11 protein-coding genes are annotated in these 12,186 nt (G+C 46.0%); 3 read left to right on the forward strand and 8 right to left on the reverse strand.

Translation table 11 applies throughout. From position 1 onward, the window contains the following. Window positions 1–20 precede the first annotated feature (20 nt). Window positions 21–2,297: a preprotein translocase subunit SecA gene (locus NYE29_RS29270; RefSeq protein ID WP_340899841.1), complete on the forward strand. Its 2,277-nt coding sequence runs from the start codon at window positions 21–23 to the stop codon at window positions 2,295–2,297. 58 nt (window positions 2,298–2,355) lie between these two features. Here the strand turns inward: NYE29_RS29270 and NYE29_RS29275 are convergent, their stop codons facing one another. The 7 genes from NYE29_RS29275 to NYE29_RS29305 all read right to left on the reverse strand — a co-directional run bounded on the left by NYE29_RS29275 (window position 2,356) and on the right by NYE29_RS29305 (window position 9,289). After that, window positions 2,356–3,216: a metallophosphoesterase family protein gene (locus tag NYE29_RS29275; RefSeq protein WP_340898633.1), complete on the reverse strand. Its 861-nt coding sequence runs from the start codon at window positions 3,214–3,216 to the stop codon at window positions 2,356–2,358. Beyond that, window positions 3,213–3,875 (reverse strand): DUF2625 family protein, encoded by a 663-nt coding sequence (locus NYE29_RS29280; RefSeq protein WP_340898634.1) that lies wholly within the window; start codon window positions 3,873–3,875, stop codon window positions 3,213–3,215. Before NYE29_RS29280 ends, NYE29_RS29275 begins: the two co-directional genes overlap by 4 nt. A gap of 131 nt (window positions 3,876–4,006) precedes the next feature. Further along, a complete protein-coding gene (locus NYE29_RS29285) occupies window positions 4,007–5,059 on the reverse strand; it encodes a hypothetical protein (protein WP_340898635.1) in 1,053 nt (350 codons plus the stop codon). Between the two features lie 219 nt (window positions 5,060–5,278). Beyond that, window positions 5,279–6,250, reverse strand: coding sequence for a copper amine oxidase N-terminal domain-containing protein (locus tag NYE29_RS29290; RefSeq protein WP_340898636.1), 972 nt, complete (start codon window positions 6,248–6,250; stop codon window positions 5,279–5,281). Between the two features lie 32 nt (window positions 6,251–6,282). Beyond that, window positions 6,283–7,038 carry an N-acetylmuramoyl-L-alanine amidase gene (locus tag NYE29_RS29295; RefSeq protein ID WP_340898637.1) on the reverse strand — a complete coding sequence of 252 codons (756 nt, stop codon included), beginning with the start codon at window positions 7,036–7,038 and terminating at the stop codon, window positions 6,283–6,285. A 275-nt stretch (window positions 7,039–7,313) separates the two neighbouring features. Next, window positions 7,314–8,912, reverse strand: coding sequence for an AraC family transcriptional regulator (locus NYE29_RS29300; RefSeq protein ID WP_340898638.1), 1,599 nt, complete (start codon window positions 8,910–8,912; stop codon window positions 7,314–7,316). Then, window positions 8,900–9,289: a hypothetical protein gene (locus NYE29_RS29305; RefSeq protein ID WP_340898639.1), complete on the reverse strand. Its 390-nt coding sequence runs from the start codon at window positions 9,287–9,289 to the stop codon at window positions 8,900–8,902. The genes NYE29_RS29300 and NYE29_RS29305 overlap by 13 nt, the downstream gene beginning before the upstream one ends. Before the next feature lie 394 nt (window positions 9,290–9,683). Here NYE29_RS29305 and NYE29_RS29310 point away from each other — a divergent pair, with 394 nt between their 5' ends. After that, window positions 9,684–10,700, forward strand: a complete 1,017-nt coding sequence (locus tag NYE29_RS29310; protein ID WP_340898640.1) for a YiiG family protein — start codon at window positions 9,684–9,686, stop codon at window positions 10,698–10,700. A 234-nt stretch (window positions 10,701–10,934) separates the two neighbouring features. Beyond that, window positions 10,935–11,399: a hypothetical protein gene (locus NYE29_RS29315; RefSeq protein WP_340898641.1), complete on the forward strand. Its 465-nt coding sequence runs from the start codon at window positions 10,935–10,937 to the stop codon at window positions 11,397–11,399. A gap of 336 nt (window positions 11,400–11,735) precedes the next feature. On the opposite strand, the gene NYE29_RS29320 is transcribed toward NYE29_RS29315, so the two are convergent. Next, window positions 11,736–12,095 (reverse strand): hypothetical protein, encoded by a 360-nt coding sequence (locus NYE29_RS29320; RefSeq protein ID WP_340898642.1) that lies wholly within the window; start codon window positions 12,093–12,095, stop codon window positions 11,736–11,738. Window positions 12,096–12,186: the final 91 nt, after the last annotated feature.

The following is a 12,186-nucleotide window of genomic DNA, read 5'->3' on the forward strand; positions in this document are numbered from 1 at the left end:
CGAGGGGAGATCAAATTAATATGAATATAGCCGTCAAGTTGATGCAAAAATTCAAAGACCTCGATAACCAGAACAAGCTGAAAGTTTATCAGGGGAAAGCGGAGCTCATCAGGAAACGGAATTTGGAAGCATGGGACGATGGGCAGTTTCAAGCGGAATCCCTCCGGCTGCAAGAAGAAGCAAAATCGGGTACGCCTTTGGACGAGCTGCTTGTCGATGCCTATGCGCTAGTCTGCGAGGCAGCGAAGAGAACGCTCGGGTTACAGCCTTACGATGTCCAGATCATGGCTGCCATAGCTCTACATGAGAGATTTCTGATCGAGCAGCATACCGGTGAAGGAAAAACACTCTCTGCTGTTATGCCTGCATATCTAAATGCACTGACTGGCGAAGGCGTTCATGTGCTGACTTTCAACGATTATTTGGCCAAGCGGGATGCGGAGTGGATGGGCCCGATCTATCGTTTCCTCGGGTTAACGGTAAACTCGGTTCAAGCCGGCATGAGCCTGTCCGAGAAACGGGAAGCATACGCCAAGGATATAACCTATGTTACGGCCAAAGAAGCGGGATTCGATTACTTGCGCGACACAATCGCACTAAGCGAAGCCGATACCGTGCATCGTCCATTCCACTACGTCATCGTCGACGAAGCGGATTCGCTGCTTCTCGACGAAGCGCGGGTGCCGCTAGTCATCAGCGGCGATTCGGCCTCTTCCAGGAGCGACGGCTTTCGTTTCGCAGAAGTGGCTCGGCAGCTCAAGCAAGCAGAGCATTACGACTTCGACGAGTTCCAGCGGAACGTTTACTTAAATGAAGCAGGCGCTGCAAAAGCGGAATCGCTGCTGGGATGCGGCAATTTGTACGATAGCCATAACAGTCACTTGTTGACGTCATTAAATTGCGCGCTGCATGTGGAATCGTTATTAAAGAAAGACGTCGATTACATTGTCAGGGACAGCAAAATCGAGCTGATCGAAGAATATACCGGCCGCGTGGCGGAGAACCGGTATTTGCCGGACGGGCTGCAAGCCGCGCTTACGGCCAAAGAAGGGCTGTACTCCATAGCCGGCGGGAAAATTCTCGGGACGATCACCATTCAACACTTCATCAGCCTGTATCCGCAGATTTGCGGAATGACGGCTACCGCGCATGCTTCCGCAATGGACTTCGAAGATATTTATTCGCTGCAGGTCGTGCAAATCCCGCCGAACCAGCCAAACATCCGAATCGACCATCGGCACCGGATTTATACCCATAAAGAAGCCAAGCTTAAGGCACTCGTACAAGAAATCTCATCCGTCCATAGGACGGGACGTCCAATTCTCATTGGTACGTCAAGCGTCGAAGAGTCTGCCATGCTGGCAGAGGCGCTAGCGGCTGTCGATGTACCATGTCATGTTCTGAATGCGAAAAACGACGCGGAAGAAGCCGACATCATCGCCAAAGCGGGAGAACCCGGCGCAGTTACGGTGTCTACAAATATGGCGGGACGCGGCGTCGACATCCGTCTCGGCGGTGGCAGCCCCACACAAGCAGAGGTAGTCGCCAAGCTTGGCGGGTTGTACGTGATTGGCACCCATGTGAACGAAAGCGTGCGGATCGACGACCAGTTACGCGGGCGTTCCGGCCGCCAAGGCGACCCGGGAGCTTCCGTTTTTTATGTAAGCTTGGAGGACGAGTTGCTGCTTCGCTTCGGCATCCATAAAACGGTTCGCGCTCCCAGGCAAGATGAGGCTCTTGAAGCGCCGGTGCTCAGCAGCAAGATCACAAGTATTCAGCGTATTGTTATGGGTCAAAACTTCGATATCCACAAGGAACTGAACTGTTATTCGGATATGGTGGAGGATCAGAGGCGAATTCTATATGCGGAGCGGCTCCGAATTTTGAAAGGTGAGCAGCTGTTGAGCCCAGCCGAGCAGAGGGTACGGCTTTTTTATATCGACGAGTTCTGGGCTGACCATCTTGCATACGTTTCTTACCTTCGCGAAGGCATTCACTTAGAGAGCCTTGCCAGCCGCAATCCGATCGACGAATTTCATGCGCAAATCACCGAAGCCTACGAGCAAATTCCTTCTAAAATAAATAACGCGTCGGAGAATATGCTTGAAAGGCTCGGAGGTTCGAATGACCCGGCAGAGTGGGAAAAGTTCGGTCTGAAGAGCCCTGCTTCCACCCGGACTTATATTATCAACGATCAATACAGCCAGAATAAGCGCAACTCATGGACCGGAACGACCGTATTTGCTTATTGGCTTCGCACGATTGCGAGGCCGATATTCAAGCTGTCAAAATATTGATGCAGCATAACTTTCAAGGATAATCGCAGCAACCGGCATTGTCTCAGCAGTTATCCATTCATTGCAGACTCGCAGCGGTGAACAGCAGCACCCTTCCGTCCGTGTTTAGAATCTGGGTGCCATTATCAAGCTCCGCCAGGGGCTGGTCCCAATGGACATGCCCGCAAAATAATAAGAGTTCGGGCCCGGCTTCCAGTTGTTCACGGATGCCTGAATGGCCCGGAAGCCGGGCTTCGGGAACCTCGGGGCCTTGGTGCAGCAGAAGCACATCAGGGCCACGATGCAGCAGGTTCCGCAGCGCTTCCAGATATTCACCTTCAGGCTTCCGGTTCGGTTTATCCCCTCTTCCGGTCACACCTCCAAGACCTGCTATATGTAGCCCCTTCTGCCACATAATATCAGGTTCAGAGAACAGATGAATTCCGGTATGAGACGCAAGCTCGGCTTGCCCTTCCCGGGACAGCAAATCATGATTGCCGTTAACGCCCAGCACCGTGCCGAACTTGTTGCGGAATGCCTTCCATACTGGAAGCGGGTCACCGCTTGAACCTCTTTTGGCGGGATCACCGTATAAATCACCGCATAAACAGACTAGCACCTTCTCGGGATCTACGGCCGGCATGTGGATTTGGAGCAAAACTTCCAGCGATTCAGGAAGTACCTCACCCAGCAGTGAGTCGCCATATTCACCGGTTGTGCTATGAATGGTCATACCTTGAAGATCCGATGCCACTATCAGCGCATCCACATCCTGAGGGAGTCCCAGAATTTCTCCCCAATATACAGGAAGCCATTCATATGAGATCCCTTGGCCGCCCGCTGCAGCACTGACATAAGGAATTTGCTCAAGCGGTTCTTCGGCAATACTTACGATCTTAAGCACTGCTCTGCCTGATTTTCCTGCCTTTCTCTTGCTCACGCTTTGCCTTCACTCCTCACCTCTTGCCAAGCCTCCAGTATAGGAATTGGCGCTTTGCGGCTAAATTGACCGCTGCCTTCTTTAACCCACAGCGGCGGATAATAGCCAAAGACCTGACCAGGCTGAAGCTCCATGGCCGCCTCTTCCCATCCTTCCCAGCGGAATGTCTCATAGAACAGATCAAGATCCCCTTCCGCCAGCCAGCCGATGAACCCGGAATAGGCCAATTGTGTCGACTCCCATTCCAGCGTATCCGGGGCAAAGTAATGTACATGCCCGCTCTGCCCGAACCGTCCCACATCAAGTCCAAAAAAACCGCCTGCAGCATCATAAGCCACAATCAGCAGGCCGGGCAATGCAGGAATATCTTGTGAGGCAGCAAGACCATTCCAGGAAGTAAGACTCCCATAGATGCCTTCGCCGCCAGCGCCAAGAAGTGTAATCCAGCCATGCTCAAAAACGATCCCTCCGGTCTCGTAAGCAATCGCTCCCAGATAAGACTTGGTGCTCACCTGTAAACTTACGAGCACCTGTGCTGCCGTTTCCGGTTCCGCTGCTGTCAGCCGATAAGTGTGAGTACCTTGACTCAGCAGCTCTCTGACTTCTTCCCAAGCATGATTCTCCAAATCCACCAATTCTGCTACAGATAATGAGTGCATATTCTTCCGCCTCTCTCATTTATAACGTATCTCGTGATCGCGCCAAAAAATGCGGCTATATGTACTTCTACCAATATATACCCAAATCAAACACACCAATAATCACTAATGGATTTGTCCCCGATATGAGCCTACGAGGTTGATACGGCTTTACTTACATATTGAATCACATCATAAAGCGTCCGGTTGTGCCCTTTTCCGATGATCGCAATGTCAGTGTATCCATCCAGATTCACATCCTTGAAAGATACTCCCTTGATCGCCTCCAGCGTTCCTCTGCTGTTTCCATTAAATACAGGAAACGAATACAAAATATGCTCTTCACTATCCAGCAGGAAAAAATATGCCTGATCCAGACCATTTGTGTTCCTTACAGTGGATACAAACTTCACTTCCCCCCAGCCTTTTAGGTTGGTAGTAAAGGATTGGTCGTTGTCTATAGCGTATTGATTGATGTCTATTTTTTGCTGTTCTGCCCCATCAACATTAAATGATTTCAGTGCTTGCCGTACCTCAACACCTTTTCCAGAAAATTGTACGGTTACACTTGCATCTTTATCACTTGTAATTATAAATCCATTTGTATCCTCTGAGATCTCTATATTCATTTCTATATACTGCTGGTTTTCAACAATAAGTGTGTTATCTACAATACTCAGGTCCCAAAAATCATTAGAGCTAATTGTGTTAGTGAAACTATGTTTCTTCTCAGTCCATTTCTGATTGTCCAGCTCCCACAACGATACAAATACGGGCTTAGGTGAATACAAAGAAAGGTAACCTCCTACTAAAAGCTCTATCTTATCGTTATAAGTACGAATCACAAAATCTCTAACAATCTCTGCATCTTCATTCACAACTAATTGGGCATGTACATACTGCTCATCATTCCACCACTGAATAACTGTATATTTATCCTCCAGCGTACCCTTTAGACCAAGAGGCGCCTGGAAATTAACAACTCTAATATTAAATTTTCCGCCTTCAAGTACTACCTCTTTAGTCGATGAAAAAACTACTTCATCAAACTTGTTACTAAGTTCACTATCCTTTATTTGAATACTGTCCTGCATGTTCAATAGAGCAACTAACCCCGATGTAAACTGATCCAGATTACTTTCTCTTATCTCATTCTCTAAATTTTCATTTTTACTGTTACTTAGTTTAATTTTCAAATGTTCCAATTCACGTTGATAGGAACCGCTTGAATCCGATTCGTTAATACGGGGCAAACCTATATCCGGTTTTGATTGGAAGTTAGTACATCCGTTCAACGTAATACACAATAGTAACAGTAGTAAAACATGTAGTGTTCTCATTTAATCTATAGCCCCATTTTCACATAAAATGTTCATTTGTCAGATCGAAAAAGCCGGCCCCTTTACGGGAGCCGGCCCTTATTTTCACTCAGGGTATCTTGTGATAATATAATCGCCTACAGCTTTTATATGTTCCAAAGTAAACATACGTCCCCAGTGAATAGATGAATTATAGTTCCCTTCAGCAAGGGTAACATTTGTGTCATCTGTGCTGAGAATAATCACTGAATGGGTATCATTATTTATCCTCACAATATCTCCAACTTGAATATTGTTAAAATCCGTATGCTTGCGAGCGGGTAAGTTGCCAAATGCCGCATCACTTAATATAAAAGCAAATCCCACACAGCCATAACCTCTACTATAAATGCCACCATTCCACGCGTAAACATTACCGTTTGTCCATGCCATTCCCTCAGGATATTGTTCCTTTAGAGCAATCATTTTTTCATAAGCAGCCTCTTCTGTAGGTACAGGTGTTGTTGTGTTAATTGAAGTATTTATTGAAGTATTTATTGATGTGTCTTCTATTAGGTTGTCTTCTTTTGATGTGTCAACAGGTTCAATAATAACCGTCCGCGAATCTGATCTATAACTTACGGCTCTGCCTAATGACTCTGCGATAACACGAACGGGCACTAATGTACGCCCATTTATCGATACTGGCGGGGAATCGATAGTCACTTTTCTATCATTTTTATAAATATATTCATTTCCTATTGAGAGCTTAACCACATCACCGTTTTTAGATAAAGCTGTAATCGATAGTGTAGCATCATCCCATTTAACAGTAGCATTCAATGCTTCAAAAATAACTCGCATCGGTATCATAACACGATTATTTATTACTTGGGGCGGAACATCAAATTGCAAATTCGTACCATCGAGCCTCACAGTAACTTCGTTACTTGCAGCATTTACACTTGTTACACTTACAAAACACATGAACATCATTAAAAGAATTGATAATTTAATTGTAATTGTCTTAAATATGTTGGTATTCCCCTTTATATATATTCTATGTAAACCGCAAAAGACAGAAAGAAATCCGTTCATCAAATATGGACGGGGGGATTCATATATAGAGTTTAATTCTTCGCCGCAACTTTATAATACGAATCCAGACCTTTTTTAATTCCTTGAACAATCTTGTCCTGATATTCATCCTCACTTAACTTCATGTCTTCTTTACGATTCGTCATGAATCCCATTTCGATAAGCACAACCGGTACGGTTGACCAGTTGAACCCGGTAAGATCACTCCTAGGAATTAATCCGCGCGATGCCGCCTGCGTTTCTTTCAGCACCGCTTTAGACAGAACCTTGGTGATCTCCAAACTTTGCGATGCAATCTTCTTCGTAGATGGGATGTCAGTAGAAGGATAGAGAAAGGACATGCCTTGAATCTCGCGATTAACGCTCCCATCTGCGTGTAGTCTAAGGGTCATATCGGCACCTGCCTGATTACATCTAATGGCACGCTCGCTGTTTGATATGTCCACATTATTAGTGCGGCGAATCATTACCACCTTGTAATCTTTCTGAAGTGCTTGCTCCAGTTTCAACGCCACTTCCAGTGTAAGTTTGTATTCGGTTTTACCAGTAGCTATGCCCTGCGTACCGCTTGACACCTTTGGTTTAACCGTCCTGCTTCCTGGCGCTACGGGCTCTTTAGAGTTATTACCTTTACTCTGGTGTCCCGCATCTATGCAGATAACCGTCTTTCCCATTGTACTGGCTAATGATGTTACATCTGCTGTTTTCGCCTCTACTGTATTTGGAAGGCTGCCTGACGTTAATAAAATCATAATAGCTAAGAGGATTGCATTCAATTTCGCGCGCATGTTTAACTCCTATCAGTTAGGCCAAGGATCACCACTATATAATTTGTTGACTCCGTAATGGAACATCTGCAACAGATGGGACTTAGTACCTCCTTTCCTTATTCTCCCATTCTAATCTAAACTTAGTGGTATTATTATTTAATAGTTATACCGTAATACATAATTCGACATCATACAAAATATCCCTTCATATTCTGCACAATGGAAAACCCGTTTAAAAACATCAGTCTTTTTCCAGACACTGGCGAACAATCAAATCATGTGCTATTGAATATTTAATGAGCCATCATTTGGGGGAGCTCGTCCAACAGCTTGCTGCTGGTCAACATATCGTCATAATTCCATTTAGACTCTACAAAAGTAACTTTCCCGCTCTTAACTGCCGGAAGCGTGCTCCACAGCGCAGTTTTCAGCAGCTCATTAAAGGATTTTTCTGCATCGGCATCGGCCGGATACATGACGAATAAGTGGTCACCAATAAGCATCTCATGCATCAGCTCTGGCGAGACCTCAATATAGGGTGCGCCTTCTGCCGGCTCGATTGCCTGCACTGCATCGGACATCTTGTAGCCTAGCGGATGATACAGCAGATTAGGAACTCCACCATCTTTCATCAAATACATCGTCTTGTCCCAATAATAAATTAGCACTACCGCCGTTTCTCCCTCGGCAATCCTGCCTTCCTGACGCAGTCCATTCCACATGGCCTCAGCCTTGCTGTTATAGTCGGCCAGCAGCTGCTCTGCTTCTGCCTTTTTACCGACAATCTCACCTATGAGAGGCAAACGCTCAGACAGTGGTGCATTCTGATCAAAAACAACAGTGGGTGATATCTTCGATATTTCTTCATACTGCTTGTCCATCGCATAACCGAGCATGGTCAAATCCGGTTCCAGAGACACGACCGTTTCCAGATTGGTAGGAAATCCGATATCCTGCGCCGGAGTTTTCTCCTGGTCCAGATAGACTGATTCTTCAATGAAGCGGCGGTCGATACCGACCGGCTCAATACCGAGTGCGAGCAAATCTCCAATCGAATTACCCTGCAGCACAATCCGCTGAGGACTCTCTGGAATCTCAATCTCATGTCCTTGACTATCTTTATATACCCTTGTTGATAGTGAGTTGGGGTCTGCATCTGGTGAGCTTGTCTGTGTCTGCACAGTAGCCGCCGGACTTGTGCTTGCACTGGCTGAATTAACAGAGCTGTTCCCTGAAGAGCAGGCACTAAGCATTAAAACCAGACACAGCAGCATCGCTGCACCCATTGACATTCTAGTGTTTCTGTACATTGGTGAATCTCCTTCTCTGTTATATTGATAATGATTATCATATTCATTAACAATATAACTTCGCTCAGTCCATCCTGCATTAGACAATCTTAGTCTTATTTTAGGACGATCTGATTCTTTCACGCGTGCCTGGGCCAATGTCTTAAAATTCCCCGGTGTTACACCAGTTGTTTTTTTGAAAATACGGATGAAATAGGACAGGTCCGCGTAGCCCACACCAGCGGCAATCTCCTGCAGTGAGGCTTCGGTATACAGCAGCAGCTCTTGAGCCTTATCTATTCGCGTCCGAATTAGAAAATCAATCAGACTGTTACCCGTCTTGTTTTTGAACTGCTTCGCCACATAGGCCACGCTATAATTAAACTGCTCTGCAATAGATGACAAGGTAATGGGCTGACTGTAGCTTTCTTGTATGTAACGAACCACTTGCTCCACCAGGTCCGGCTTGACGTAATCTTTGCCATTCGCCTGCCTCTGCCGCTCAACCTCATATACAAACTGATATAGCATTGCTTTGACCTGAATCCGTTCGAGTAAACTTGACTCCAGCCACTTCCGGTGCATCTTTTTTACTTGAAACAACAAATCCAGCGGAGCATTCGGGGCAAATTCATACTGTCGTTGAAAGGGCTGTTTTTTTCAAAAAGTCTGCGTACTCCCAATCCGGACGTTAAGGTAAGCGAGGCCTTGTAGAAAATAAAGTAAAACTCCAATTCCTCCCTGACCCAATCAATATCCAGTTGCCCGCCTTTTCCGCTATGCAGAATATGAAAGCGTTCTGCCGTATGTTTATTTCCATTAAGCCGAAAAACCGCGCTGCCGCGCACCAGGTATAAAAAACCTGCGGCCGGGAACCTATAAGAGTTCGGCTTGTCGCCAGCCTTAAACAGCACATGGCGAATATCGATCAGCCGGATATGTGCATAATCCCACAGCATTAGATTATCATCAGCATTCAAAATCTTTACTCGCCTCCTTCCTGTCGGAAATATTATAGATAATCCGTGCGTTTCATCTTGCTTGAAAATCAATTCCTTCTTGGTAAATCTTTGATCATGCGTAAGTGAGAACTATTCTCACCCTGAATCTCATTATATCAAACGGCAAGAATCATACAATACGACCCATCAGATTACAAACCGCGAGCTTGGCCGTCTTTGACTCTATCACCGGGAACACTAAAGCAGATTTCTTTCAAATATTCACTTTCAGGGATTAGCAGCCGAAGAATATATTATGTTTAATACATAATATTAACTGTTTTGAGAGATTTGGAGGATAATAATCGTGAAGTCCCATGTTACACTGATTGCATCTTTAGTACTTATTAGCACCCTAATGACTTCCTGTTCAATGAGCAAGTCCGAACATGAAACAGGTGCGAATGGCAACAACTCCAAGGCAGCCGTGGAAACCGCGCAAGCTTCAAGCTCAACGCCTGCCCCCACTGAAGCCATCGACGAGAAAGCTGCCAAGTTAGAACTCGAGGCCCAGGAATTGGCCAAATATAATGCCTATGTAGACCTGAACAACGCTATGACAGGACGGCTCCAGGATGTGCTGAATGATTATTTTGAAGAGTTCGGTTATGAGGCTAAGCCGGTGATTGACAAGTATTTCAGCGCCACAATGCTCTCTCTAAGCGAATCCGGTGAGAAGACCATGCAGACCGCGTTCGCCGCCGCTGCCGACAAGCCAAGCTTCGGGAAACTGGATGCCCAGGTCAGCCTGCTGGAGCCACTTCTGACAGAACTGCTTGCCGCACTGGCTGAAGCGCATGAGTATTACGAGATCAAAGGCTATGTCGATGACCAGTTTGCCGGAAGCAAGACGATGCATACCCGAATTGTCAAGGCCGCTGCTGCCTATGAAGAAGCTTCTGGCGAGTTTTTCTCACTGCTTGGCAAGATGGGCGATGAACGTACAAGAAACAGTCTTCAAGAATACAAGGATAACGGTCAGGATCTGAATTACACCGTGATGCTCTTTTTACTGGATGCGGAAGGCCTGGCAACGGAGATGGATGACCAGGGAATTCTGGCGGACAACATTCTGGAGCTGGATATGGCGAAATTCAAAGCGAAATACGCTGTTCTGACGGAAGATCTCAAGCTGCTGATGGAATATGCGGCAGATGAGACAAGAGTCGTATCGGAAGGATTCTCCAGCCACTCGCTCGAAAGATATGTTGATGCAGCCAAGAAAGTCAAAGTTTCAGGTGCTGAAATTATCGAACGTGTCAACAAGAAGCAGCGTGTAGAAGATTTTTATTTGAAAAGCTCCTTCTTCCGCGAAAATCAGTCAGGCACACCCGAGAATTTCAGCAAGTCTTTAAGTGAATTAATCGCAGAATACAACCAATTGCAGTAAGCTGCTCTATGCAGGGGCTGGCCCAAATGCCATGAAATGGCTACTTGGATCAGCCCTTCTGTTAGTAGGGTCAACGTTAAACCTTGGTGAAGACACTCCGTGAACGGACAGTTGTTCCATTTGCTGTGCTTTCGCTCTCTCTGTTTCATTCACCCTTTAATTCCCCTGTCTGTTTGGTGTTATAATGATCTCCAAGTAATTTATCCCTTGAGTTCGAGTACGGAGGTATACAGAATGAATATTGAATTTTGGATTACAGCTTCGATCAGCGATTTGGTGTTTTATCCCGATGAGTGGGATGATAAATATGTGACACACCCGAATTTCCAGGCGGTCTTGAATGAACTTGGCATAGCCGTGCCTGTGGAGGAGATTCATGAACACTACTTCAGCAATCCTGTACATACTGGCGATATGCTGGTATTCCGCAATCAGGAACAACCCTCAGAATGCATTGTCCTTAATACCTATCGAGACCCGTTGGACCAACTTGATATGATACAGTTTGGCTGGAGCACCGTGAACAGAGGGGAGACTATACGGCAGTTGTCCAGGCACTTCTACGATGAATGTGAATATGCCGTTCGCTACGAGGAAGGTCAGAGTGTACTCTACCATATACTAAGAAAAGGTCCATATTCGCGAATTTTCCACTATAATACCGTCTTTGAACAGCAACTCAAGTCCTACGACCTGTGACACTGGCTACCGGTGTTCTTTAGCCATATTCAGCCAGAAGACACTCCACGCCGCACCCTGATATTGCGCACGGCAGAGCCGTTCAGGCTCTGCGTCACAGCGCAGCTTACACGAGTTGATTGAGACTGATCGGATTCACTCGCCACCAAAACCCACAAGGCCCCCTCCCTGCCTTAGCTTCGTTATCCTGCAAGCATCAACCCGGTATAGCCAAACAGGTCGGCCATAAATCAGTAAATTTGGCCAGCAGCCGTCCTCATATTGTTTTTTTAATTTCACTTTTACATAAAAAGAGAAGGCCCGAAGACCTTCTCTAAAAACAATCAATTATTTACCTTAGTTCGACAGGCTTTGCAGATAAGCATCCGCTTCTTCAAAGGTTGGATAATGTACGGCAAATTGCCCGAACAGTCTCTTCATCTGCATTTTCCAAACCGGAGAATTGGCCACATACACCCATCCGCCTACGCCATTTGCAACAGCGATATCACCTGTGGGGGCAAGCTTGGCGGCAACCTCAGGAGAAAGAACAGAAGCTGAGCCTGATACATCAGTCACTCCAGTGAAACCTGGTTTTAGTTGCTTCATTGCTTTTTCAAAATCGGAAATGTAGGACGGAACATCCTCTTCTGTAAGACCAAATGCTTTTACTACCACTTGATTTTTTTGCACATTTACTTCCATCGTGTAAGGCATGCTGATTCCTCCAAGTATGTATAGGTTGATTCATCAGAATCTAAAACCTTTTATCGGTTAATCCCCTTAATTAATTGAGATTTTCAAGGAA

Source organism: Paenibacillus sp. FSL M7-1046, from assembly GCF_038007405.1.
In the GTDB taxonomy this organism is placed as follows: Bacteria; Bacillota; Bacilli; order Paenibacillales; family Paenibacillaceae; genus Paenibacillus_AQ.

Bases quoted from the DNA above. Each gene is read 5' to 3' on its own strand.
- NYE29_RS29270 (WP_340899841.1), top strand. From the start codon at position 21: ATGAATATAGCCGTCAAGTTGATGCAAAAATTCAAAGACCTCGATAAC.
- NYE29_RS29280 (WP_340898634.1), bottom strand. From the start codon at position 3,875: ATGCACTCATTATCTGTAGCAGAATTGGTGGATTTGGAGAATCATGCT.
- NYE29_RS29290 (WP_340898636.1), bottom strand. From the start codon at position 6,250: ATGAACGGATTTCTTTCTGTCTTTTGCGGTTTACATAGAATATATATA.
- NYE29_RS29295 (WP_340898637.1), bottom strand. From the start codon at position 7,038: ATGCGCGCGAAATTGAATGCAATCCTCTTAGCTATTATGATTTTATTA.
- NYE29_RS29310 (WP_340898640.1), top strand. From the start codon at position 9,684: ATGAGCAAGTCCGAACATGAAACAGGTGCGAATGGCAACAACTCCAAG.
- NYE29_RS29315 (WP_340898641.1), top strand. From the start codon at position 10,935: ATGAATATTGAATTTTGGATTACAGCTTCGATCAGCGATTTGGTGTTT.
- NYE29_RS29320 (WP_340898642.1), bottom strand. From the start codon at position 12,095: ATGCCTTACACGATGGAAGTAAATGTGCAAAAAAATCAAGTGGTAGTA.